Source organism: Vreelandella janggokensis (genome assembly GCF_031451615.1).
Classification (GTDB): Bacteria; Pseudomonadota; Gammaproteobacteria; order Pseudomonadales; family Halomonadaceae; genus Vreelandella; species Vreelandella janggokensis.
In genome coordinates, this window is the sequence record NZ_JARWAJ010000003.1 from 312028 (window position 1) to 336793 (window position 24766).

Sequence of the window (24766 nt, forward strand, 5' to 3'; positions counted from 1 at the left end):
AAAGAGTTTATTGAAACGCTATCCACCCATGACTAGCATGTAAACCATCATTAATGAGAACGAGTTTTTCATGATTGAGAATCTAAAGTGGGATGACTTTAAAGTTGTTCTCGCGATCGCTGAAGAGAAAGCACTTAAACAAGCCGCAAGCAAGCTCCATGTCAGCCAAGCCACCATCTACAGGCAACTGGCTAACATTGAAGGCAAATGTGGCGTAAAGATCTTCCATCGTGAAGATAATGCTTATGTGCCAACACTTGCCGGATTAGAGCTGGTGAGAAGTGCAGAGGAAATCGAAAAACAAGTGCTTTATGCTCAGCGAAAACTTTACTCTGCCAAAGAAACATTATCCGGCAACCTGACAGTCACTACCACAGATACATTAATGTATGGTCTGTTGGGCAATATCATTCACGACTTCAATTGCCAATACAAAGAGCTGAATATAAGCGTCATCGTCAGTAATAAACTCATGAGCCTGGAAGCTCGTGACGCAGATATCGCATTTCGCCCTGTGGTCAACCCGAACGAAACGCTTATCGGCAAGAAAATCCTGCCTATTGACCAGGCTGTCTATGTTTCACAAAAGAGCAAACATACTGACTGGCTGGAAAGCGATATTTCGTGGATTGCGCCCAATACGGAAATGCAATACCCACAGCTCAGCAAGTGGTTCTCCAAAAACAACCTGCTTAACAACCGACTATTAAAAAGCAACTCGATTCTTATGGATTATTTCATGGTCGCTAATTACGACTATGCAGCGGTGTTACCGACGTATCTGGAAAAAGAAGGCGCGGGCATCAAACGAATCAGCCCTATCATCCCTGAATTGAGCACGACCATGTGGGGACTGATGCATACCGATTTAAGAACCTCTCAAACCGTGACCGAGTTTCTTAACTATGTGCGTGCTCGCTGCAATGTAATTACTTAGGCCAAAGCCGCGACAACGCTTGTTCTAATTGAAGCCTGTCTGCCCGGCGTTTATCCTCGGAACGACGACTCAAATTCTGCAACTTACGTTTAACACCGGGCAGTTCGCGAGCCTGGGGCAGACCAATCAGACCAAATTCCGGCTGCTCATCTTCGATGGAGAACAGAAATTCTTGCGAAGGCTCATCTATCCACTCAGCAAGACGTACCAATAGCCGTTCCCGATACTTCAGTAGCTCATGCGCAGTGACAGGCTCCGACGTCATGCCCTTAAAATGAGCCTGAAAAATATCTTCAAAATCCTTAGGCATCTGCGGCTCAAGAATTTCCCAGGCGGGTTTTGGACTACAGGTCAAATAGACCAGGAATGTGTACCAAAGCGTCCTATCAGCTCGCTTGTCATCCAGTAATAGTCCTACATCGAACAAGTCGCGTGGGTGCTGACGCGATAATGCTGCTGCCAGTTTTCTTGCATACAAATCGGCAAAACTCAGCACCTGTGCAGAAGCAAACCCAAACGCCTCCTCCACCACCGGCCGAACATCCATCTCACGCACTGGATGCACCGTGCCCCGCATTACTGGTGTGGTTTCAATCTGCACAAGTGCCCTGCCGCGGCTGACAATCAACCGCGTGACACCTTGACTGCCTTGAGTCGCCGACGACTGCACATGCATTGTTTTTGATTGAGTCCGTAACGCATCAGCCAGCATGTTCAGCGCATTATCAATCGCGGCGGCGTCTTCAGCGAAACCGTGGGTCGGCAGCCATGTAAGATCGATATCCACTGATAATCGAGGGAGATCGTGCTCGAACAGATTGATCGCCGTTCCGCCCTTCAACGCAAAGCGAGGCTCCAGTGACAACACTGGGAGAATATCTACAAGTAGCTGTACGCGGTCGGTGTAGCGTTTATCCCAAGTGCTCATCCAAGTCCCTCGGTAACGTGATCTGATAAGTCGGGTGTAAACGACCACCGGGCACCAGAACGCGTTTACCGCTGCCGAGATCCACCCCCTCTAACGAGATTCGTTTTAGCCATGCATGCTGGTACCGATCCGCCAAGGCGAGAAACAGTCGCGCTGCCTTGATGCTGCTGCAATGGCGCAGCAACCCCGTCACTCGCCTTGGGCTCAGTGTTGCCAAACTCTGCATGAGCGTATCAGCTTCGTAGACCAGCGCCGCCCCAGCGGGGCCATCGCAAAGCTCCAGTATCGCGCGCTCTGGTGTAGAACAAACGATGGTTCCCGCACCAGAAAGCACCTCTTGCCGCTTAAGGCCCTGCTCAGATAGCTGACCCTTCTGCGTATCCTCAGTGAAATCAGACAACGGCCAGTCAAAGGGAGGCTTGCCGCAGAACTCAAATCGTTCAGGCAGTGCCAATTGTCTGAGCCAGCCGGGCGGACGGGCATCCCCATAAAGCGTTATTGTGGCTGCTTCGCCCAGGCGCAGGTAGTGCTCATACCCTTGCATTGCCAACGCGAAACGCCCACCGGCGTATAATGCCAGGCCCTCGCGCTCTTGCAGGCTTCGCAATACGCCCTGCCACTGCAGCCGCCCTCCCTTTCTCAGATAGACGCCACGTGCCGGAGACACCAGCCAACCGCTGGAGACATAGCGCGCCACAAGGCTTCTCGAATAGCCATGCGCCTGCAGCCAGCGGCTGGAGACTAAATCAGAGTCTCCGAGGCTGGCTAGCAACTGGTTTAATTTTGACGATTTTTGTTCACTCATAGTGAACATAATACGGCTTTCAAGAACTCTGTCTAGTGAAGCGTGGTTTACAGAAAAGGTTTTTTGATCACTATTAGTGAGCCTATTGGCTATATCTTGAACACGCTTTCAAGAGTTGCTTACCCACGGAATTCAGCGGCTGCCGTTTAGGCCAGAAAGCAATCAGGTTCCGGTCACGTCGAGGGGATAATGGCAACGTGACAACTTTCGCCATTGGCATATTGTTTAACGCCAATGTGGGCACAAAACTAACCCCGACATCGCCAGCAACCATCTGCAATAACGTGCGGGTATCGCGTACCCAAAAATCCACCTGGAAGGTTTCGACCTCTTCCAATGAGTGGGCAAATATCTGCTGGATAAGCGCCTCACAACCGCCTGACGACATAACAAGCGGGTGCTCTGCTAACTGTGCCACCGTCACGCTGGCTTGTTTGCTGAGTGGGTGATTTTCGGACAGTACGGCAACAATCTCGTCTTGTTTTAACCGCTGCCAATCAAAGTGCTCACGCCAGTAGGTGACATTAAGCTGCGTCACATCGGTCGTCACACCCATGTTGACTACGCCGCTTTCCACCCACTCCTTTATCTCTTCCTCCATGCCTTCCAGTACAAGGCTAATGGCCTCCGGGTAGCGGCTTGCTAAGCTCGAAAGTTGCGGCGATAACCATCCCGCTAGCGCACTGGGTATGACGCCAATTTTCAGCGTTTCATCCACCTCATCATGGAACTGGGCCACTTGCTGGTTTAATACCTGAAGCTCTCCCACCACCTTCCTGGCGCTAGCAAGCACTAACTCACCCAAGGCCGTTAGCTCCAAACCTTCCGCGGCTTTTGAAATAAGCGGGCCACCGGCCAGTTTTTCTAACGCCTGCATCAAGTGACTAACGCCGGACTGGCTAACGCCAAGGCGCGCGGCAGCACGTGTATAGGATTGCTCCTCTGCCACGGTGAGTAATACACGCAGTTGGGCAATGGTGATGTCTGCGCCTTTAATCATCACATCTCCTCATGGTGACCATGAGTTAACTGGGTTTCCGCCCGCACGCGAGCGCCTTATAGGCTGGCCATTCCATTTATCATCCTAACCTGGAAGCCGCATGTCCATCGCCCTTGCGCTTACCGCCATGTTATTGCTCGGCAGTACCCACTTCATCAATGGCTTGCTCGCTCGTTTTTACCCGCCGCTTAATATTGGTTTTTATACCCACTTGGGCGGAGCGCTTGTCAGCCTCGCTGGCGCGCTGCTCTTTTCCACATGGGAGCCAGCCGCTTGGCAATGGGGCGCACTGGCTGGCCTTGGCTCGGCCCTGGGCGCATTGCTGCTTTACAAAGGCTTGTCGCAGGCGCCCTTTGCTCTCGTGGTGCCCGTTAGTGCTGTCTCGATGGTGACCATCGCCCTTGCGCTATCGCTGGTGTTTCTTGGCGAGCGACCCAACGCCTGGGTATGGCTCGGTGTGATGATCGCCCTGCCCGCTATCTGGCTAACGGCGGGCGGCAACCGGATAAACAACAAGCAGATGAACAGCATGACCCAAACAGGCCTGCTCTTTGGTTTGGGTGCAGGCTTGGGGTTTGCCCTGCAGCTGCACTTTCTTGGGCAGGTGCCCAACCACGCTGCGTTATATGGCATCGCCCTATGCATGCTAAGCGGAGCCGTGTGTTTACTACCGTTTTACCAACGCGCCAAGCCAGCACAAAAACGCTTTCCGCTTTTCGCCACGGTGGCAGGCGGCATCAGCGCACTGGGGCTTACGCTCTATACGCTATCACGGCAGGGGCAACTTGCCATTATCAGCATTGTGATTGTGTCGATGTACCCGCTGACTCCCGTCGTGTTTGGCTCACTGGTGCGCAGGGAAAGGATTAGCGGCACATCTGCTGTGGGGATAGCGCTATCGCTTCTAGCGACGGTGTTGGTAGTGGCGGGGAGTGGTCAAAGCGTTTACAATAAATTAACAAACTCAACAGCTTACTATTTTAAAATTTAATTGTAGATAACGGCACAACTTAAAAGCGACCTTAATGTTAAACGAAATTTTCACTCCTATTATTTCCATAGTAATGTTTTCAGGTGCTGTAGCTGCAGCTTTATTTGCTTGGACACGTATATTCCTACATCAGATCCCCGATTGGAAATATAAAAAACAAAAAAACAGCCTACATATCTTTGAAAATATATGCTCAACCTATGAAAAGTATATAGAGCAGCCTGACCACTGTACAAATAAAGCAAAACTAGAATATTTAACTAAAATTTATTGCGGCTATCAAATAAATCATCGCCTAGTGAACCTTGCATTTAAGTCTGATAGCGCAATAGAAACACTTGAAGACTTAAGGAGACTCAAAGGAGAAGTTATTTATAAAGAAAACAAACTCCAAAAGAGAACAAAACCTTATAAATTCCCCGACAGTAAAGCACCAGAAAAATGGCGTTGGATTTCTTTTACTTTCTATCTTTTAGCCGTAGGGATGTTCTTTGGCTCGTTACCTCTCCAAAACATAGGGCTTATATCTCTTCCTGTAGCAATATTGCTAGTTTTTGGAAGTATTGTATTTGCATGGTTGTGCTATGAAACAATGCAACAATTTTTAAGATCCAAAAGACTGGAGCGCATAGGAGCACTTATAGAAAAACATGGATCAGATATGCTACCCAAAGATTAATCACTCACATATAAAACAAACTATTGAAACTACTTCTAAAGCAATGGATGCCTGGCTAATGAAAGAAATTGATATAAAAGTAAACCTAGCAGATCACATTACAAATACTTATCAAGATTATATCATGGGCTTAGAAGTGCCATTTCAATTTGGAGAAAGACGGGCTGATCTCGTTTTATCAAACTCAGGAAAATTGACTGCATATGAAATAAAAACAGCCAAAGACAATATATCCAGACTTGACTATCAACTTGATAGCTACAAGTCTTTCTTTGATTATTGCTTCGTTGTTTGTGAAAAAACAAATCTTAAGGAAGTAAGAAAAAAAACACCGAAATCAGTAGGGATATTAGTTGCATCACAAAGCAGTATTTCATGGGTTCGAAAATCAAAGAACTTTAAAATGCATAATAAAATTACACTTTGCAGTACATTAGATGTGAAATCCTTAAAAGAAAAAGCAAAAGATAAAAAAATAAAATCGAAACATGAATTATGTAAACATATATCTTCTATTTACTCATTAGAAGATATCCGAAGGTGGTCAAGACTAGACTTCGACAAAAAATATAGAACCTCTTCTTATTTAGTAAAAATCGAAAAAGGAGAAAAAATAAGCAAAGATGACATTTATACACTCACAAAAAAATCACCAGAAAAATTAGTTCGAAGATCTTCTTAATCTAAGCCTAGTTTCAATATAATAATTCATTCTAACAGAAATCCAAAAAGCAGGGCTAATACCTGATGGGGAATCATTTGCGGCCAATTTTATCTCTTCATCAGCCCAAGTTCCCAATGGTGTATAATTTCCTGTATCTTTTATTGTTTCTTTTGCACACAGTACATAACCGCCTCTATTTCTTCTATACCGCTTATAGGAAAAACTAAAACCATTTTCCGCAGCCACATCTATCCTAGGAACAAAAGTTCCCCCTTTTATCTCAATTTGCTCAGTATTGATAGAAACATAGTCACCATATTTAACGTTATGCTCTTCTACCACTCCTTGATAAATATTTTCTTCAAAAATATCAAATTGCCCCTTAGAATCACCGCCACCTTCTTTTGCAGGAGTTGAGGGAAAACTGGTAGACATTATAACAACATCTTCAATGCCATATTTTAAATCAACTAAACCTTCATAACTATCAAGAAATTCATCCACAATATCAGAGACAGGATCGTTTCTAACAAATCCAGCATCTAAAACAACATAAATTTTACATCCATTTTTCAATGCACTAATGATTGGCTCTAAATAACGCGCCACATCCTCTCTGCCCAAATCATAAGGAAGACGAACTGCTAAAAAGGGAGTTCTTTGAGATGCCGCATCGACAAAAGCCTCAACTTCCTCTGCAACTCCACCTTGATCTTCATAAATATGAATCATAGGTATAATATTTAATTCATTGTGTAAATCAAATACGAAATACTGCCAGTCTTTAAAGCCGAAATGAGGAGATAGAAGCTGCTCAATCTGGGGATTTATATACTTAGGATCCGTGCACAAATCAAGAATGAAAGGCCTGCCATTTTGAATGGCCCCAATCTGCTTCATGCGTCGATAAATATCGCCGTCAGGAGTTTTTTTCGTTTTCCTAGACTTAGTCAACTCATAAATTGGCAACAAATCATTAAAGTCACCTTCTTTAATATTGGCAAAACAGCGCAACTCGGAATCTCTAGTTTTTATCATCGGAAAGTATAAAAATTTATTCATAAATTATGACCTTCATAACCCAAAACTTTTGCTCTTATTCGTACCGCCATGGAAGAAACTTGAAAATGCTTAGCTAAGTCTTCCACCTTAGAAGAGATGTTATCTATATAGCTCACAAACTCACTCTCAGGCATTAATAAGGTAGCTGCAAACTGATTAGCTTCGGCCTCCATCCAGTTTGACTCACCGTTTCTAAAAAACGTTTTATCCTCAAAGCTATCACTATTCGCTGCATGGCATATCCGATGAGCAATCTCATGTGCAATAGTGAATCTTTGTCTATGTGGATGATGTAATGAATTAACTGTCATAATCCAGCTTCCAGAGCGCTTATCCTTAACCAAACTTCCTGACGTATCATCTGGAAGAGGCTCGAATCTCACTAAGACACCTAGCACTTGAGCTAACTCGGATACATTTATTGGGTTAGTATTAACTCCCTTCTCTTCTGCTAATTTAACCAAATCTTCAGGAGCAGAAAGGTTCTCAAACTCAGGGACTTTTCTCTCTTTTACTGCACCTTTTCTAATAAACGCCATATTCATTTGCCCCTATTTAACTCAAGACTATTTCCATCCGATTCAGAACTGTCAAGCTCAGCTATTTTTTTCGATATAATGCCAATCTGTCTTTTTAACTCATTATTTTCGTTTTCCAAACGTTTAACTTTAATCTCCACATCATTCATATCATAAATCTTAAACTCAAGCTCTTCCACAGTACTAGAATAGTCTTTCTGAACCTGCTTCAATTTCTTCTTACTTATTTTTGAAAGCTTTTTATCAATAAAAGCACCAAAACCCTCACCTTTAACATAATTTTTAGCGGCATCTTCAGCTTTTTCTTCAGAATTACTTTTTATGTACATTATTGAAAGAGCGGCAATCAAGCCATTTATTGCAATCAAAAAAGTTATTACAGTTTGATACAACGAAGTTTGAAAAGCCCAAACATCTTCCACACCAACATCTTCAAAGTTATTCATTGGACCAGATAGATATTGACACCCACCTGCTTTACATTCAAAAAAACCAGAATATAATGAATAAAAATTAAATCCGATTACCTTATTCACTAGCCCTGGTGAAGCAAAGAACACAAAAAACGCCAACAAGGCGACCGCAGCCACCAATGATGTTAGCAAGCTAATTAAAAAAGCAAGTTTTTTAGTGCAAAAATCTTTTCCTCCCAACATAAAAACCCTCAAGAAAATACTTTGCACGGAAAAGTAACAGATTAATGGATGTAATCACATACTGGCAACAATCCGAAGTACAATTTATAAAAAACCCACCTTTCGGTGGGTTTTTTAAACAGCTTTTGTGAGTAACCACTCACTCCCACTCAATAGTAGCAGGCGGCTTACTACTAACGTCATAGGTGACGCGGGAGACGCCTTCCAACTCATTGATAATCCGGTTGGAAACCTTCTCCAGCAGCTCATAGGGCAGGTGCGCCCAGCGGGCGGTCATGAAGTCGATGGTTTCTACCGCGCGTAGCGCGATGACCCATTCGTAGCGGCGGCCGTCGCCGACCACGCCGACGGATTTCACTGGCAGGAACACGGCGAAGGCCTGGCTGGTTTTTTCGTACCAGCCTGAATTGCGCAACTCTTCGATGAAGATGGCGTCGGCTTCGCGGAGGATGTCGGCGTACTCTTTTTTGACTTCGCCGAGGATGCGCACGCCTAGGCCCGGCCCCGGGAAGGGGTGGCGGTAGACCATGTCGTAGGGCAGGCCGAGCTCCAGGCCGAGTTTGCGCACTTCATCCTTGAACAGCTCGCGCAGCGGCTCGACCAGCTTGAGCTTCATGGTTTCCGGCAGGCCTCCCACGTTGTGGTGGGATTTGATCACGTGGGCCTTGCCGGTCTTGGAGGCGGCGGATTCGATCACGTCCGGGTAGATGGTGCCCTGGGCGAGGAAGTCCACATCCTCGATTTTACTGGCTTCATCATCGAACACGTCGATGAAGGTGTTGCCGATGATCTTACGCTTCACCTCCGGGTCGTTTTCGCCCTTGAGCTTGTCGAGGAACAGGTCTTCGGCGTCCACACGGATGACCTTCACGCCCATGTGCTTGGCGAAGGTTTCCATTACCTGGTCGCCTTCCGCCTTGCGCAGCAGGCCGTTGTCCACGAAGACGCAGGTCAGCTGGGTGCCAATTGCCTTGTGCAGCAGCGCAGCGACGACGGAAGAATCCACGCCGCCAGAGAGGCCGAGCAGCACGTGGCGGTCACCCACTTGCTCGCGAACGCGCTGTACCTGGTCTTCGATGATCTGCGCGGGGGTCCACAGCTTTTCGGCCTGGCAGATATCCAGCACGAAGTGCTCGAGAATGCGCTGGCCCTGTAGGGTGTGGGTCACTTCCGGGTGGAACTGCACGCCGTAGAACTGTTTCTCTTCCCAGGCCATGGCGGCAATCGGGCAGCTCGGCGTGGAAGCGGTCACGGTGAAGGTGTCCGGCGCCTGGGCGACTTTATCGCCGTGGCTCATCCATACGTCCAGCAACGCTTTGCCGGTCTCATGGTCGACGTGGTCCTTGATGTCGTTGAACAGCGCGGTGGGCTCGTCCAGACGGATCTGGGCGTAGCCGAATTCGCGCTGGTTGGAGCCTTCCACCTTGCCGCCCAGCTGCTCGGCCATGGTCTGCATGCCGTAGCAAATGCCAAAGACCGGCAGGCCCATGTCAAACACGCACTGCGGCGCACGCGGGGAATCCAGCTCGGTGACGGATTCCGGCCCACCGGCAAGGATGATGCCGTTGGGGTTGTACTCGCGGATCTCTTCTTCGGTGATATCGAAGGCGCGAACTTCGGAATACACACCGATTTCGCGAACCCGGCGGGCAATCAACTGGGTGTACTGGGAGCCGAAGTCGAGAATCAGGATCTTGTGGGCGTGAATGTCACTCATGGCGGTATCTCGTTAAGCGGGGCGGGGCCACGGTAAGGCCAAAAAGCAAGCGGCGAGCCATGCCCGCCGCTATTGAACTAAAGCGCTGGTTAGCTCACCCGGTAGTTGGGCGCTTCCTTGGTGATCTGCACGTTGTGGACGTGGGATTCGTTAAAGCCAGCGCCGGTGATTTTCACGAACTCCGGCTTGGTGCGCATCTCTTGAATAGTGCTGCAGCCAGTGTAACCCATGGAGGCACGCAGGCCGCCCATCAGCTGGTGGACGATGGCGCCCATCACGCCTTTGTAAGGTACGCGGCCTTCGATGCCTTCCGGCACCAGCTTTTCGGCACCTTCGGCTTTATCTTGGAAGTAGCGGTCGGCACTGCCCTGATTCTCGGACATGGCACCCATGGAGCCCATGCCGCGGTAGGCTTTGTAGGTACGGCCCTGGTAAAGCTCCACTTCGCCCGGGGCTTCTTCGGTACCGGCCAGCAGGCCGCCCACCATCACCGCGCTTGCGCCAGCGGCAATGGCTTTTGAAAGGTCGCCGGAGAAGCGGATGCCGCCGTCGGCAATCAGCGGAATGTCGAACTCTTTGAGCGCTTCTGCCACGTTGGAGACGGCGGTGATTTGCGGTACACCCACGCCTGTGACGATCCGCGTGGTGCAGATAGAACCGGGGCCGATGCCGACTTTCACCGCATCGGCGCCCGCTTCGGCCAGTGCCTTGGCGGCGGCGGCGGTGGCGATGTTACCGCCAATCACCTGAATGGCAGGGAAGTGTTCCTTGATCCAGCGCACACGATCAATCACGCCTTCGGAGTGGCCGTGAGCGGTGTCTACCACGATCACGTCCACACCGGCTTCGGCCAGCGCCGCGATGCGGTCCGGGGTTTCCGGGCCAGTACCAACAGCCGCGCCGACCAGCAAACGGCCATCGCTGTCCTTGGCGGCCATCGGGTAGGTGCGGGCTTTTTCGATGTCCTGGAAAGTCACCAGGCCGCGCAGGTGGAAGGCGTCGTCAACGATCAGCATCTTTTCGATGCGGTGTTCGCGCATCTTGGCTTTGCTTTCTTCAAGCTGGGTGCCTTCCGGCACGGTGACCAACCGATCGCGGGGGGTCATGATGTCGGCCACGCTGTCGCCGTGGTTGGGCTGGAAGCGCATGTCGCGCTCGGTCACAATACCCACCAGGGTTTCGCCCTCGACCACCGGGAAACCGGAGAACCCGTACTCGCGCGCCATGGCGAGCAGGTCTTCGAGCTTGGCTTTGGGGCTAACGGTAATCGGGTCTTTAACGATCACGCTTTCGTGCTTCTTCACCTTGCGCACTTCAGCGGCCTGCTGCGACATGGTCATGCTTTTATGAATGATACCAATGCCACCTTCCTGCGCCATGGCAATCGCCAACCGCGCTTCGGTCACCGTGTCCATCGCGGCGGAGACAAGCGGAATGTTAAGCGAGAGATTGCGGGTCAGGCGGGTTTTAAGGTTAACATTCTTGGGGAGAACGTCCGAATAACCGGGCAGGAGGAGTACGTCGTCGAACGTAAGTGCTTCTTGAGCCATACGTAGCATAGCGGCAACACCCAATTTGAAGTGGAAGACGGGGCGTGAAAAGTTAATCCCCCATTATAACGGGTAGAGGGCCGTCCCAGCAATGCAGAGACGCCATTACGCTTATACCAATGGATAATGACGATTGGTGGTAGCCTGATAACCGATTCATTTACCGACCCAAGGGGTGCATGTTGACCCAGCAAATCATTGTTTACAGCGATTACGTCTGCCCCTTCTGCCTGCTGGCCGAAGAGGTGCTTGCCGAGGCCACCAAAGGCCTGGACGTCGACATCCAATGGCGCCCGTTCGAGCTACGCCCGGCGCCGGTGCCCACCTTGAAGGTCGAAGACCCGTACCTGCCTAAAGTGTGGCGCGAGGCGGTCTACCCCATGGCTGAAAAACTGGGTGTGCCCATCAAGCTGCCCAATATTTCGCCGCAGCCGCGCACCGACAAGGCCTTTGAAGTCTTCGCCATGGCTGAAGAGCACGGCCTGGGCCACGCCTATTCGATGGCAACGTTGAAGGCGTTCTTCCAGCAGGAACGCGATATTGGCGACCCGGACGTGCTGGCCGACATTGCCGACTCCGTCGGCCTGGAACGCCAGGCGGTGCTCGATGCGCTTGCCGAGGGCCGCTACCGCGAGCAGCACCAGGCGGCGCTGCGCCACGCCATGGAAGAAGCGCGCATTCAGTCGGTGCCCACCTTGATCATCGACGGTGAAACCATCCAGGGCGTCCCCGACCCGGCGGCGCTGAAACACTTCCTCACCGAGCGCGCTTAACCTATGTCCTCTGCCACGCCCCAGGCGCTTTCCGTCAGTCAGCTCAATCAGCGCGCCAAGCAGACACTCGAGCGCGACGTGGGCGAGGTGTGGGTAGAGGGTGAGCTTTCCAACGTCTCGCGCCCGGCGTCCGGGCATGTTTACTTCACCCTGAAGGATGACCGGGCGCAGATCCGCTGTGCGCTGTTTCGTCAGCGGGCACGGTTTGTGTCGGCGCCGATGCGCGACGGCGACCAGGTCAAGCTGCGCGGGCGGGTGTCGCTGTTCGAGCCCCGTGGCGATTACCAACTGATTGCCGAGGCCGTTCAGGCCGCGGGGCTGGGCGAACTGCTGGCGGCGTTCGAGCGCTTAAAAGCCCAGCTCGACGGTGAAGGCGTGTTTGCCAACGCCCGCCCCCTGCCCTTTCCGCCGCGCAAGCTGTTGATTTTAAGCTCGGCGACGGGCGCGGCGATTCGTGACGTATTGGCGGTATTGGCCGCCCGCTGGCCGCTGGCGGATGTCACGCTGATTCCGGTGCCGGTACAGGGGGCCGAGGCGGCGCCTGCGATGATCTCGGCGCTGGCCCTGCTCAATCGTCAGGCGCGGCTGGACCCGGAACGCGATGCCATCCTGATCACCCGCGGCGGCGGCAGTCTGGAAGATTTGTGGGCGTTCAACAACGAGCACCTGGCGCGGGCGATTTTTCACTCTCGGCTGCCGGTGATGTCGGCGGTGGGTCACGAGGTGGATATCACCCTGGCAGACTTTGCCGCCGACATGCGTGCGCCCACGCCTTCCGCCGCGGCCGAGCGCCTGGTGCCGGACCAGCACACCCTCAAGCGCCAGCTTGAGCACCATGAAAACCGATTGATGCGGGCCATGCAGGCGCGCCTGGAGCGGGACAGTCAGCGGTTGGATACCCTGCGCGCCAAACTGCGCCATCCCGGCGAGCAGCTCAATCGTCAGCGCCAGTATTTAACCGCGCTGCACCAACGCTTGAGCCGCGCCATGCAGCACACGCTCACCCAGCAGAAAGCGCAGGTATCGCAATTGAGCCGGCGCCTGGCCAGCCAGGATATGGCACGTTTGCACCGCGTGGAAAGCGAGCGGGTCAGTCAGCTTCAACGCCGCTTGAGCGCGGCCATGCAGCGCCAGCTGGAAAGCCGCCAGGCGCGGTTAACCAGCGCCGCCCGGGAGTTGAATGCCATCAGCCCGCTCGCGGTATTGGGCCGTGGCTACGCCATCGCCCAGGACGAGCAGGGTCAGATCGTGCGGCGTGCGGACGATACCTCGCCGGGGCAGAAGCTCAAGCTGCGTCTGGGCGAAGGCCAACTCAGCGTGGAAGTAAAACGGCGCTACAAGGGGTAGCGCCGCGATGGCTGAGTTGAGGGGATCAACCTGGCTTACTACTTGTCTTTTTGCCTGTCCTTGCCCGGTTTCTGGGGCGAGTCTTCGGACTCAGGGTTTACATGATGCGTATCCGGCATCGGATTGGCTTCACTGTAGTGTTCGTCCTGAGGTTTGGGTGATTTCTCGTCTTTCCTGTCGGGATGAGACATAACGCGTACTCCTTACGGTTAATGGTGCTCGGCATTACGTTGCCTGTCTTCACTGTAGTGCGTCACGCGTAACTTGCAATTAAGCACCTCTCGCCCACCCATCCCCTTCGAATTAAAAAACAATTTAAAAACAATGCCATATAAGAATCATGGTATTCAGCAGGGTGATTAGCAAACTAAATAAGGCACATCGACTGTCACTATCGTCGTGGATTCCGGCTTACGCCATGCGGTAGATGCCCCGGTTTGCCCCTACTGACGAGCCGGGTCTACATTAAAAAACGGGTGTCCAAGGAGGCCGGCACCTGCTGCATCTTACTTTTTGATGTTTGTGCCAACAAAGGAGTGACCGCACATGAGCAATCAGCAACAACCCCCTCAGCATCAAGCTAAACAACCGGGCGACGAACACATCATGCACCCGGAACCCGAGTTTATTCGCGAAAGCTACCGAGGTGCCGACAAGCTGCTGGATAAAGTGGCAATCATTACCGGCGGCGACAGCGGTATTGGCCGCGCGGTGGCAGTGCACTATGCACGCGAAGGCGCCGACAGCGTGATCGTGCATTTGAAGGAAACCCAAGATGCCAAAGAAACCCAACGACTGGTTGAGGCTGAAGGCCGTCGCTGCCTGGTTGTGAAAGGAGACGTAGGAGCTCCCAGCTTCTGCCGTGAGATTGTGAAGCGCGCCCTGAAAGAATTCGGCAAGCTCAATATCGTCGTCAATAACGCGGCTGAGCAGTACGACTGGCGCGATATTACCGAGATCCCCGACGACCAGTTGCAGCGTACCTTTCAAACTAACCTGTTCAGCCACTTTTACATGACCAAGGCCGCGCTACCCCACATGAGCGAGGGCGATACGATCATCGCCACCTCGTCGATCAACGCCTTCAAGGGCAACGACACGCTGATCGACTACACCGCCACCAAAGGGGCGATTCAGGGCCTGGTGCGCTCGCTTGCAATGTCGCTGATGGACCGCGGCATTCGGGTCAACGCCGTTGCCCCCGGGCCGGTATGGACGCCGCTGATTCCCGCCAGCTTCGACGACGATAAAGTCGCCGGATTTGGCGGCCAAGTGCCGATGAAGCGCGCTGGCCAGCCCAGCGAAATGGGGCCTGCCTATGTGTATCTGGCAAGCGAAGAGTCGTCCTACATGACCGGACAAACAATGCATCTGAACGGCGGTGTGATCCTCAATACCTAACTCGCCAGCGTTTTGACCAGCACCTTGGATTTACGCGCGTGGTTGTAGGTTTCACGCTTCAGCGTCGGCAGCTCTTCAAGGCTGGCGGCGCGGAAGCCCCGCTCCACAAACCAGTGCGCCGTGTGGGTGGTCAGCACAAACATCTCCTGCACCGCGCGCTGGCGGGCACGGCGCTCCAGCGCCTCGACCAGACGCTCACCGCGTTCGCCACCGCGGTAATTGGTATGCACCGCTACGCAGGCCAGTTCGGCCACGCCCGTATCAGGGAAGACATGCAGCGCCGCGCAACCGATCACCATGCCGTCGCGCTCAATCACCATGTAGTCATCGATTTCGTGCTCCAGCCGCTCGCGTGAGCGTGCCACCAGCATGCCCCGGTTTTCCAGCGGCTCCAGCAGCTCCAACAGGCCCGCCACATCGTTGAGCGTGGCCGGGCGCAGCTGTTCATAGCGGTGCTGGGTAATCATGGTACCCACACCGTCGCGGGTGAAGAGTTCTCCCAGCAAGGCATCGTGATTGCGCCAGGAAAGCAGGTGAGTGCGGGCCACGCCTTCCCGCGCGGCGGTACAGGCGGCGTTGAGATGGCGGGCCAGTTCACTGCCCGGCGCGGCATGCTGGATGCGCGGCTCGGCATCGGCGGGAGACAGCTGGCGCAGCAGTGCACCCTGCTCGTCTGCCAGACCTTCGGACTCGCCCAGCAGAATCAGCTTGTCGGCCTTGAGCGCCACCGCGGCATGTTGGGCCACTTCGGAAGCATCCAGGTCGAATACCTCGCCGGTGCTGGAAAACCCCAGCGGCGGCAACAGCACCAGCGAGCCTTTTTCCAGCAACCCTTCAATGGCGCTGGCGCGCACTCGGCGTACCTCACCGCTGTGGTCGAAATCCACCCCTTCGCGCACGCCCAACGGTTTGGCGGTCACCAGGTTGCCGGAAATCACGCTTAGCTCCACGCCATGCAGCGGCGTACTGGGCAGGCCCAGCGAAAGCCGCGCCTCCAGCCACAGGCGCTGATGGGCAGCCACCTGTTCCACATGCGCCATAACCGCGCGGTCGGCGACCCAGCGGCCGTTGAGGCGCGTCGGTTCAACCCCCGCCGCACTCAGCGCCTCGTGCACCTGGGGGCGAATGCCAAACACCACCACCAGACGCACGCCCAGCGTATGCAGCAGCGCCAGGTCCTGGATCAACTGCTCCCCTCGGCCAGACGCCATGGCTTCACCTTCGATCAAGATGACAAAGGTTCGCCCCCGGTGCGCATTGATATAGGGGGAGGCATTACGAAACCAGTCGACAAAGGGGAAGCGTGTATCCAAGGGGCCGCTCTCCGGCAGCAGGTGAATGGAAGAACTCTGGTTAATAACTACGGTTACTTTACCAGAGCACAAAAAATAGCGGCACCTTCTAATGCACTTATGCATAAAGAAGATGCCGCTTTGGGGTACCAGGCGTTGGCGTGCCGGGTCAGTTGTACTGCCCTCGCCGCTTAACCGAACATACCCTTGAACATAAAGAAGAACAGAATGGAGAGCGCCGCGCCTGCGGGCAGCGTAATCAACCACGACATGGCGATCGTACCGATCACCCGCAGGTTGAGCGCCGTCATGCCGCGCGCCAGGCCAACCCCCAGAATGGCACCAACCAGGGTATGGGTAGTGGAAATCGGCAAGCCGGTGCCTGACGCAAGCACGACGGTGGTGGCCGCCGCCAGGGTCGCAGCAAAGCCGCGGCTAGGCGTCAGCTCGGTGATGCCTGTACCCACGGTGGCAATCACTTTATGACCGTAGGTCACCAGACCGGCCACGATACCGCCACCGCCTAGTACCAGTACCCACCAGGGGACCAGCGCCGAGCCGCCAATCTCACCACCGGTTTGCACCACGCTGATCACCGCCGCCAGCGGGCCAACCGCGTTGGCCACGTCGTTAGAGCCGTGCGCAAAGGCCATGGCGCAGGCGGTAAAGATCATCAACACACCAAAAGCGCGCTCCACGTTGGCATAGCCAAAGTGATCATCGCTGCTTTCTACGTACTTCACACGGCGTTCCATCAAGACACCGACACCGGCGAGCAACCCGCCCAGGATCAACGAGATCACCAGGCTCTGGCCAAACGAAAGATTCAGGCCAACGTGTTTCAGGCCCTTGGTCATGGTGACCATGGAGACGACAAAGCCTACCAGGAACACATAGGCGGGCAGATAACGCTTGGCGGCTGCCAGTGGGTTGCGGTCTTCAAACACCAGGTGATGGACCGACTTAAACAGCACGAAACCGGCCGTACCGGCCAATAGCGGCGACACCAGCCAACTCGCGGCGATACTACCGACCGCCCCCCAGTCGACGGCCTCGGCCCCCAGGCCTGCCACTGCAAAGCCGACAATCGCACCCACGATAGAGTGAGTGGTCGAAACCGGCCACCCCTTCATCGAGGCAACCAACAGCCAGGTGGCCGCTGCCAGCAGCGCCGACAACATGCCGTACACCAGCAGTTGTGGTTCCCCCTGCAGCAGTTCAGGATCGATAATGCCCTTGCGGATGGTATTGGTGACTTCGCCGCCCGCAAGCCAGGCACCTAGAAACTCAAACACAATGGCAATCAGGATTGCCTGTTTGATGGTGATGGCCTTGGAGCCGACCGAGGTACCCATGGCGTTGGCCACGTCGTTGGCCCCCACGCCCCAGGCCATGAAAAAGCCGAAAAGACAGGCCAGGATGATAAAAATATCACCGTGCTGAGCAATGATCTGCATAACGCTTCCCTTGGTTGGGATCAGGTATTAGGTTTGGATCACAAATTAGTTGGCGGTCATGATCTGCAGGCGGCTACCGACCCGTTCGGCGCGGTCGGAAAGTTCGCCTACCCAATCAATGATCTGGTAGAGGAAGACCACATCGACCGGCGGTAGCTCGCTTTCCAGACTGAACAACTGACGGCGGATCGCGACTTGCTGACCATCGGCCTGGTGCTCAAGGGTATGCAGTTCGCGGATCATGTTGTGCATGACATCCGATACGTTGCGCCCAAAGCCTGACTCCAACAGGTCCTTGAGTTCTTCCAGCGCCTGGCGGGCTTGCGCCACACAGGCCACGCTGGTGCGGATATAGTCACGCATGGGGTCAGCCAACTCGTCAGGCACGGTCATTTTACGGCCCAGCATAATGCCGGTAATGTCGCGTGCTTTATTGGCAATCTTGTCCTGTACGCTGATCAGGTCGAGCAGATCGGAGCGCGAAACAGGCAAGAACATGGTGTTAGGCAGGTTCAGACGTAACTCGGTCTTGAGTACGTCGGCATCGTGTTCTAAACGGGTGACGTTTTCGCGTAGTTGCGCAGCGCTCTCCCAATCGCCTGCAAGCGTCGCTTCGAAGAAGGGCAGGAGTTGATCGGCACATTCGTTTGCCTTGACGATGTGAGCGAGCAGCGGCTGGAATGGCGAGCGGCCAAACATCGAGGAAAAAGGGTTGGAAGTAACCATAAAGCCTTTACGCCTTTTTTCGGGAAGCCGGGAAATGGCGGCAATAGTATAGAGAGTGCGTCTGCCGCCGTCATGAAAAGTTCATAATGTCATTAAAATTTAACCTAAATGTCATAGTATAGAGGTGGCAATTGTCATGAAACCCTCAGAGCCAACCGAGATTGAACTGAAGCTTGCCCTGTCCCCCGAGGGGCCGGTGGCCCTGCGCCAGTACCCCCTGTTGCAGACCCTGACACCCAGTCGGCAAACCCTGACCAACACCTATTACGACACCCCCGGGGGAGCACTTGCCCAGGCGCGCATCGCGGTGCGTCTGCGTCAGGTGGACGACCAGGTGCTGCAGACCGTCAAGACCGCCGGCCACGGCGGCGGCGGGTTTTCGCAACGCCATGAGTGGGAATGGCCGCTGACAACACGCCACCTGGATACCCAAGGGCTTGCCGGGCTCCCGCCGTTTCAGGGCGCCCTGGGCGAGGCAATTCCAACGCTGCAGCCTCAGCTGAGCACCGATTTTGAACGGTGGAGCTGGCAGGTGATGTGGCAGGACAGCCATATCGAACTGGCACTGGATGAAGGCAGGATTCACAGCGGTGGGCATCAGGCGATCATCTGCGAAGCGGAACTCGAGCTTAAACACGGCGCGCCCGAGGCACTCTGGTCGCTGGCCCAGGCGATCGCCGAACGCGTTCCCCTGCGTCCTTCAGACACCAGCAAGGCCGCCCGTGGCAACGCCCTCGCCGCCCAGCAATGGCCGCTTCCCGACGCTGACTCCCCTGCGCAATGGATGCACCGGGCAACGCTGGCGCTTGATGCCTACCATGACAGCCACCGCGCCGAGCACCTGGCGGCGGCTCAGAAGGCACTTGCCATGCTGGCCGCCGATCCGGCGCTCACCGACCAGGCCCGTGATGACGCAAGCGCCATGCGCGATGCGCTGGGAAGCACCGGCCAGCCAAGCGTGACGTATGCCAAGGCCGCACTGGCCCTTGCCCATCGCATGGCGCATCAAACCGCGCTACGCTAGCGCTCACAGCCTTTTTCAGGACGGCCTGATGAATCTTTCATTAAAACCTGGCGCAGAGGGACTTCGCGCGCAGCTTTTCCACATCATTTTCGAGTCCGATACGCCGGGTGCCAAAGCCTTTGACATTGGCTTGATTCTGGCGATCCTGCTCAGCGTCGGGGTCATATTACTGGATAGCGTTGAAGCCTATGCCGAGCGCTACGGCATGCTTTTTTATGTCCTGGAGTGGATATTCACCATCCTGTTCAGCATCGAGCTGGTGCTGCGCCTTTACTGCCTTGAGCGCCCCACGCTCTACCTGAAAAGCTTTTACGGTATTGTCGATCTGATCGCCATCCTGCCCACCTGGCTGGTATTGCTGATACCCGGCGCCCACGGTCTGGTGATTGTGCGAATCCTGCGGGTATTGCGGATCTTCCGCATTCTGCGGTTGATGGAGTTTGTCGGTGAAGCGCGGCTGCTGATCGATGCGTTAAAGCGCAGCCTGCGCCAGATCCTGCTGTTCTTCTTCAGCATTTTCATGGTGGTCACGCTGTTTGCGGCGCTAATGTATGTGATCGAATCGCCAGAAGCCGGCTTTACCAGTATTCCCATGTCGATCTACTGGGCGATCGTCAGCATGACCACGGTAGGCTACGGCGACATCGTGCCGGCAACGCCGTTAGGCAAATCCATCACCGTGGTGCTGATGCTGCTCGGTTACTCGATCATCGCCGTGCCCACCGGGGTGTTCTCCGCCCAGGTGATCCGCTCGATCCGCGAGGATCGCTACTCTGAAGAAGCCTGCCCAGGTTGCGGCCACGAGCGCCACGAAAAACGCGCCTACTATTGCCTGCGCTGCGGCACCTGGCTGGATGAACACAGTGAAGACCCGCGCAAGAAAGAGGAAGAAAAGAAAGAAGAAAAGAAGAAAGACGACAACGGCGACGACACAGATAAAAACGCGCCCCAGGATAGTGACACCTGAGGCGCGCCGTTAGACGATGAGGACGTTAAGCATTCAAGCGCTTAACAGATCAACCACTTAAACGGTAAAGGGCGTGACATCCCCGCGGCCTTCGCGGACGATCTTGGGCGGCAGTTCGCGCAGATCGATGACGCTGGTGGGGTCCAGGTGGCAGGCGCCGCCGTCAATGATCAGGTCCAGGTGTGCCCCAAAGCGCTCGCGGATATCCTCGGCGTCGCTCATTGGCAGGTCCTCGCCGACGGGAATCAGGGTGACGCTCATCAGCGGCTCGCCCAGTGCATCCAGGAGCGCGTGGGTGATGCGGTGGTCGGGCACGCGAACACCGATAGAACGCCGTTTGGGGTGCAGCAGCAGGCGCGGCACTTCGGTACTGGCGTCTAGAATGAAGGTGTAGGGGCCAGGCGTATGCGCCTTGAGCAGCCGGAACACGTCGTTATCGACCTTGGCGTAGGTGCCGATCTGCGACAGGTCCGAGCACACCAGGGTGAAGTTGTGCTTGTCGTCCAGCGAGCGCAGCCATTTGATTTTCTCGATGGCTTTTTTCTCGCCCAGGTGGCAACCCAGCGCGTAGCCGGAATCGGTGGGGTACGCCACCACGCCGCCTTTGCGGATAATCTCGATGGCTTGGTCGATCAGGCGTTTTTGCGGATTCTCGGGATGAATCTGAAAGTATTGGCTCATGGCGTACTCCTGCCTGTGGATATTAGTGGTCCTACCGCCTACCTTAGCTTATGCAGCGGCGAGAGGCCCAGCCGGCGCGTCCTGCAGGTGGCGTAAACGCGGATGCTGCCAGATAGGCGGCGCTGCGGTTCGCGGTATCATGCTCATGCTGCCAGGGGCGGCGTGGCTGCCGGGAAAGTGAAAGTCACTGCCCATCGAGGCGTATAACTCGCGTTCGACCAGTTGGCGCGCCAGATCCCGGGTGCTGTCCGGATTTTGCTGGCCGCTGACCAGTTCCACCGCCTGGCCGCCGGCTGCCTGAAAGGTATCCATCAACAGGCCACGCTTGCGCCGGGTCAGGCCGTGTCGCAGCGGATGAGCCAGCACCGCCACGCCGCCTGAGGCGACAACCCAGCCCACCGCGTCGCTGATTTCCGGCCAGTGGGCCTTTACATCGCCTTTCTTGCCGCTGCCCAAAAAGCGCTTAAAGGCGCTGGCCCAATCGGCCACCATGCCGTCGGCCACCAGGGCCCGGGCAAAGTCGGGGCGGCCTAGTGGCCGGTCGCTACCGGCCTGCTCGCGGGCCTTGGCCAGGGCGTCAGTCAGACCGGCTTTTTCAAGCCGCTCGGCAATCACCTCGGCGCGTTTGATACGCGCCTCACGCTGATGGATCAACCCTTCCACCAGCGGGCCCTGGAGGCCGCCCGGCATCAGCGCCACCATGTGAATATTGATACCCTGCCAGCGAGTGGATAACTCACAGCCGGGCAGCAGGCACATACCTGTGGATGCCGCCGCCTGGCCCGCCTCCACCACGCCATCCATGGTATCGTGGTCGGTCAACGCCATGTGGGTAAGCCCACGTTCGGCGCACAGCGTGACGAGTTGCGTCGGCGTCAAGGCACCGTCGGATGCCGTCGAATGCATATGCAAATCAACGGGGTAACGCTGGTCGGTCTCAAACGTGGCAGGAAGTCGGAGCATAGGCATGACGCCGTGTGGCGAGTTTGTCAGAATAAGGCTTAGGTTGATGCGATATGGTGCTCGCTTATACCGGTCCGGTCAATTGAAGCCGTGGTTACCTACCTTTTTGTTCCTTCTTTCATTCAAGGAGTTATGCACATGCTATATGCCATCATCAGTGAAGATACGGCTAACAGTCTGGAACGCCGCCTGGCCGCCCGGCCTGACCATTTAGCGCGGCTGGAAGCCTTGCGCGACGAAGGGCGCCTGGTGCTCGCAGGCCCCCACCCGGCCATTGATGCCAATGACCCTGGCGAAGCGGGCTTCAGTGGCAGCCTGGTGATTGCCGAGTTCGGCAGCCTGGAAGACGCCAAAAGCTGGGCCGATGCCGACCCCTACGTCATTGCCGGTGTTTATTCCCAGGTGACCGTCAAACCGTTCAAGAAAGTTTTACCTTGACCCTGGCGAGTGAATATGGAGGGTCCGTCGGCTTTTTCACAGAGGCTGTGGAAAACTCTGTGAAAACACGGCGGACGCATTTCCCTAAGCCAGGAATAACGCCCCTATTCACAAATTGGTCATTTTTTAACCATCTTTCTGCAACACGGATGACTGCGTGACGCAACACCCTTACCCTTTGCCGCCTCTGGCGGCGCTGACGTCGCCGTCGCTCACCTGGAACGACGCGGCGCCGCACTCGGACGCCTTCGACGACGTTTATTTTTCCCGTGATAACGGCCGCGCTGAAACCGAGCACGTGTTTATCAACGCCAACCACCTGCCTGCTCGCTTTACCGAGTGGCAGCAGCGGCGTGCCTTTGTGATCGGCGAGACCGGCTTTGGCACCGGGCTGAATATGCTGTGTGCCTGGGCCTGCTTTGCCGCGCATGCACCGGCCCACGCCCGGCTTCACCTGTTATCCACAGAGAAGTTTCCCCTGGATCGCGCCTCGCTTATCCGCGCGTTGAGCGCATGGCCGTCGCTTGCCACTTATGCACAGGTGCTTTGCGACCAGTGGCCCGACGCGGTCAGCGGCATCCACCGTTTGCACCTGAGCGAACGCGTGACGCTGGATCTGCATTTTGGTGACACCACCGAGCGCCTGTCGCAGTTGGATGGCCAGGTCGACGCCTGGTTTCTGGATGGCTTTGCACCTTCCAAGAACCCTGAGATGTGGCAACCTGAGCTATTTGAGGCCATGGCGGCGCGCTCACGCCCCGGGGCGACATTCGCCACCTTCACCTGCGCCGGTATCGTCAAACGCGGGCTGAAAGCCGCCGGGTTTGGATGGCAAAAAGTGCCGGGCTTTGGACGCAAGCGGGAAATGCTGGCAGGCGCGATCGCCGTGCCACCCAGCGATACGCGCCGCCGCGCCACGCCATGGTTTACGCCGCCTGCAGGCCTGGATAACCAACATGTGGCGGTGATTGGCGCGGGCATCGCCGGGGCCAGTGTCGCCGCCGCCCTTGCCAGGCGCGGGATCAAGGTCAGCGTGGTAGAGCGCGAGGCACCCGGTGCGGGCGGCTCGGGCAATCGCCAGGGGGCGCTATACGTCAAACTGGCCGCCGAGACGAACCATCAAAGCCGGTTTTATTTGGCCGGCTTGATGTATTCCCAGCGCTGGCTTGGGCAGTTAGCCACGGACACGCCTGTATGGCAGCCAAGCGGCGTGGTACAGCTGGCGTTAAGCGATAAGGAAGCCCGCCGCCAGCAGCGCTTCATGGCGTACCATGCGCTGCCTGAAGCGGTGGTGTCGGCCCATACGGAAAAACTAAGCGAGCTTGCCGGGGTGCCGATCAGTGCCCGGCAGGCGCTGTTTTATCCCCAGGCAGGCTGGGTACACCCCAAAGCGCTGTGCGAGCAGCTGCTCGCCCATCCGCTTATCAGTATTATTCAGGGGGATGTGACACAACTGCAGCGGGGCGGGCAGCATTGGCAGCTCGACCTGGCCAACGGCGATACCGTCAGCGCCGACCAGGTCGTGATCGCCAACGCCCAGTTTGCCAACCACTTTGCGCAAACCACACAACTGCCGCTCCAGCAGGTGCGCGGCCAGGTCAGCGAAGTGACGCTGCCCGAAGACGTGAAAGCGCCTCAGCGGGTAGTTTGCGCTGGCGGCTATGTTTCACCGCCTGTGGATGGCGTGCTGACCTTTGGCGCCAGCTTTGTACCCAATAATGACACCCGCCACGTCACCCATGACGACCACCAGCGCAATATTGACGAGCTGCGACAGGCATTGCCCGACTGGGTGGCGGCTCTAGAGGCATCAGGCGTTGAACTCAGCCCCGAAACACTCCAGGGCCGGGCCGCCGTGCGTGCGGCAAGCCCGGACAAAAGCCCCTATGCAGGGCCGGTGCCGATAGCTGAATCCTGGCAGGCGGCGTATCAAGCATTAGGCAAGGACGCCTCGAAAGTGCCTGATACACGGGGGGAGCATTACCCGGGGCTGTGGATATCCACCGCCCACGGTTCCCGTGGGCTTGCCAGCGCGCCGCTGTGCGCCGAGGTCATTGCCTCGCGTATCAGCGACGACCCGCAGCCGTTGGAGTTGCCGCTGGTCGACCACCTCCACCCGGGACGGCGGCTTATCAGCGCGATTATTCGGAGTGAGAGGGCCTGAGCCGC

General features: G+C 55.3%; 25 protein-coding genes. 11 read left to right on the plus strand and 14 right to left on the minus strand.

Features of this window, described 5'->3' with window-relative positions; all coding sequences use genetic code 11:
- Window positions 1-70 precede the first annotated feature (70 nt).
- A complete protein-coding gene (locus tag QC816_RS11085) occupies window positions 71-937 on the plus strand; it encodes a LysR family transcriptional regulator (RefSeq protein ID WP_309782205.1) in 867 nt (288 codons plus the stop codon).
- Here QC816_RS11085 and QC816_RS11090 read toward each other — a convergent pair.
- The 3 genes from QC816_RS11090 to QC816_RS11100 form a co-directional block, all read right to left on the minus strand.
- Window positions 930-1865: a nucleotidyl transferase AbiEii/AbiGii toxin family protein gene (locus tag QC816_RS11090; RefSeq protein ID WP_309782207.1), complete on the minus strand. Its 936-nt coding sequence runs from the start codon at window positions 1863-1865 to the stop codon at window positions 930-932. The two genes, QC816_RS11085 and QC816_RS11090, sit on opposite strands and share 8 nt — an antisense overlap.
- Window positions 1849-2670 (minus strand): type IV toxin-antitoxin system AbiEi family antitoxin domain-containing protein, encoded by an 822-nt coding sequence (locus QC816_RS11095; protein ID WP_309782208.1) that lies wholly within the window; start codon window positions 2668-2670, stop codon window positions 1849-1851. The genes QC816_RS11090 and QC816_RS11095 overlap by 17 nt, the downstream gene beginning before the upstream one ends.
- Window positions 2671-2752: 82 nt before the next feature.
- The gene (locus tag QC816_RS11100; protein ID WP_309782211.1) at window positions 2753-3670 is read right to left on the minus strand and encodes a LysR family transcriptional regulator; all 918 of its coding nucleotides are present in this window, start codon (window positions 3668-3670) and stop codon (window positions 2753-2755) included.
- A 100-nt stretch (window positions 3671-3770) separates the two neighbouring features.
- On the opposite strand from QC816_RS11100, the gene QC816_RS11105 reads away from it, so the two are divergent.
- The 3 genes from QC816_RS11105 to QC816_RS11115 are packed head-to-tail and all read left to right on the plus strand — an operon-like array spanning window position 3771 to window position 6022.
- Window positions 3771-4661 (plus strand): EamA family transporter, encoded by an 891-nt coding sequence (locus QC816_RS11105; protein ID WP_309782213.1) that lies wholly within the window; start codon window positions 3771-3773, stop codon window positions 4659-4661.
- A 34-nt stretch (window positions 4662-4695) separates the two neighbouring features.
- Window positions 4696-5340, plus strand: a complete 645-nt coding sequence (locus QC816_RS11110) for a hypothetical protein (protein ID WP_309782214.1) — start codon at window positions 4696-4698, stop codon at window positions 5338-5340.
- Window positions 5341-5398: 58 nt separating this feature from the next.
- A complete protein-coding gene (locus QC816_RS11115; RefSeq protein ID WP_309782216.1) occupies window positions 5399-6022 on the plus strand; it encodes a sce7726 family protein in 624 nt (207 codons plus the stop codon).
- Here the strand turns inward: QC816_RS11115 and QC816_RS11120 are convergent.
- The 5 genes from QC816_RS11120 to guaB all read right to left on the minus strand — a co-directional run bounded on the left by QC816_RS11120 (window position 6002) and on the right by guaB (window position 11537).
- Window positions 6002-7066, minus strand: coding sequence for a beta family protein (locus QC816_RS11120; protein WP_309782218.1), 1065 nt, complete (start codon window positions 7064-7066; stop codon window positions 6002-6004). The genes QC816_RS11115 and QC816_RS11120 overlap by 21 nt on opposite strands.
- Window positions 7063-7611 (minus strand): ImmA/IrrE family metallo-endopeptidase, encoded by a 549-nt coding sequence (locus tag QC816_RS11125; RefSeq protein WP_309782221.1) that lies wholly within the window; start codon window positions 7609-7611, stop codon window positions 7063-7065. The genes QC816_RS11120 and QC816_RS11125 overlap by 4 nt, the downstream gene beginning before the upstream one ends.
- Complete coding sequence (locus tag QC816_RS11130) at window positions 7608-8261, minus strand: hypothetical protein (RefSeq protein ID WP_309782223.1); 654 nt, start codon at window positions 8259-8261, stop codon at window positions 7608-7610. Before QC816_RS11130 ends, QC816_RS11125 begins: the two co-directional genes overlap by 4 nt.
- A gap of 139 nt (window positions 8262-8400) precedes the next feature.
- Window positions 8401-9978 (minus strand): glutamine-hydrolyzing GMP synthase, encoded by a 1578-nt coding sequence (guaA, locus tag QC816_RS11135; RefSeq protein WP_309782225.1) that lies wholly within the window; start codon window positions 9976-9978, stop codon window positions 8401-8403.
- Window positions 9979-10067: 89 nt separating this feature from the next.
- Window positions 10068-11537, minus strand: a complete 1470-nt coding sequence (gene guaB / locus QC816_RS11140; protein WP_085918118.1) for an IMP dehydrogenase — start codon at window positions 11535-11537, stop codon at window positions 10068-10070.
- Between the two features lie 170 nt (window positions 11538-11707).
- On the opposite strand from guaB, the gene QC816_RS11145 reads away from it, so the two are divergent.
- Window positions 11708-12301, plus strand: coding sequence for a DsbA family oxidoreductase (locus tag QC816_RS11145; RefSeq protein ID WP_254902858.1), 594 nt, complete (start codon window positions 11708-11710; stop codon window positions 12299-12301).
- Between the two features lie 3 nt (window positions 12302-12304).
- Window positions 12305-13648, plus strand: coding sequence for an exodeoxyribonuclease VII large subunit (gene xseA, locus QC816_RS11150; protein ID WP_309782228.1), 1344 nt, complete (start codon window positions 12305-12307; stop codon window positions 13646-13648).
- A gap of 38 nt (window positions 13649-13686) precedes the next feature.
- Here xseA and QC816_RS11155 read toward each other — a convergent pair whose 3' ends face one another.
- Window positions 13687-13839: a hypothetical protein gene (locus QC816_RS11155; protein ID WP_176243645.1), complete on the minus strand. Its 153-nt coding sequence runs from the start codon at window positions 13837-13839 to the stop codon at window positions 13687-13689.
- A 355-nt stretch (window positions 13840-14194) separates the two neighbouring features.
- Between QC816_RS11155 and QC816_RS11160 the strand changes: the two genes are divergently transcribed.
- Entirely contained in the window at window positions 14195-15049 is an 855-nt protein-coding gene (locus tag QC816_RS11160; RefSeq protein WP_199284718.1) for an SDR family oxidoreductase, read from the plus strand.
- Here QC816_RS11160 and argA read toward each other — a convergent pair.
- The 3 genes from argA to QC816_RS11175 form a co-directional block, all read right to left on the minus strand.
- Window positions 15046-16362, minus strand: coding sequence for an amino-acid N-acetyltransferase (gene argA / locus QC816_RS11165; RefSeq protein WP_309782231.1), 1317 nt, complete (start codon window positions 16360-16362; stop codon window positions 15046-15048). The two genes, QC816_RS11160 and argA, sit on opposite strands and share 4 nt — an antisense overlap.
- 170 nt (window positions 16363-16532) lie before the next feature.
- Window positions 16533-17798 carry an inorganic phosphate transporter gene (locus QC816_RS11170; protein ID WP_085918123.1) on the minus strand — a complete coding sequence of 422 codons (1266 nt, stop codon included), beginning with the start codon at window positions 17796-17798 and terminating at the stop codon, window positions 16533-16535.
- A gap of 45 nt (window positions 17799-17843) precedes the next feature.
- Complete coding sequence (locus tag QC816_RS11175; RefSeq protein ID WP_085918124.1) at window positions 17844-18524, minus strand: TIGR00153 family protein; 681 nt, start codon at window positions 18522-18524, stop codon at window positions 17844-17846.
- A 136-nt stretch (window positions 18525-18660) separates the two neighbouring features.
- On the opposite strand from QC816_RS11175, the gene QC816_RS11180 reads away from it, so the two are divergent.
- Entirely contained in the window at window positions 18661-19548 is an 888-nt protein-coding gene (locus QC816_RS11180) for a CYTH domain-containing protein (RefSeq protein WP_309782233.1), read from the plus strand.
- 28 nt (window positions 19549-19576) lie between these two features.
- The gene (locus QC816_RS11185; RefSeq protein WP_085918126.1) at window positions 19577-20515 is read left to right on the plus strand and encodes an ion transporter; all 939 of its coding nucleotides are present in this window, start codon (window positions 19577-19579) and stop codon (window positions 20513-20515) included.
- A 57-nt stretch (window positions 20516-20572) separates the two neighbouring features.
- Here the strand turns inward: QC816_RS11185 and QC816_RS11190 are convergent, their stop codons facing one another.
- Together QC816_RS11190 and QC816_RS11195 are read right to left on the minus strand one after the other, a co-directional pair.
- Entirely contained in the window at window positions 20573-21196 is a 624-nt protein-coding gene (locus QC816_RS11190; RefSeq protein ID WP_085918128.1) for an L-threonylcarbamoyladenylate synthase, read from the minus strand.
- A 48-nt stretch (window positions 21197-21244) separates the two neighbouring features.
- Window positions 21245-22165 (minus strand): PHP domain-containing protein, encoded by a 921-nt coding sequence (locus QC816_RS11195; RefSeq protein WP_085918129.1) that lies wholly within the window; start codon window positions 22163-22165, stop codon window positions 21245-21247.
- A 132-nt stretch (window positions 22166-22297) separates the two neighbouring features.
- On the opposite strand from QC816_RS11195, the gene QC816_RS11200 reads away from it, so the two are divergent.
- Window positions 22298-22597 (plus strand): YciI family protein, encoded by a 300-nt coding sequence (locus QC816_RS11200; RefSeq protein ID WP_085918130.1) that lies wholly within the window; start codon window positions 22298-22300, stop codon window positions 22595-22597.
- Window positions 22598-22754: 157 nt separating this feature from the next.
- Entirely contained in the window at window positions 22755-24761 is a 2007-nt protein-coding gene (gene mnmC, locus QC816_RS11205) for a bifunctional tRNA (5-methylaminomethyl-2-thiouridine)(34)-methyltransferase MnmC2/FAD-dependent 5-carboxymethylaminomethyl-2-thiouridine(34) oxidoreductase MnmC1 (RefSeq protein WP_309782236.1), read from the plus strand.
- The last annotated feature ends 5 nt before the right edge of the window (window positions 24762-24766 follow it).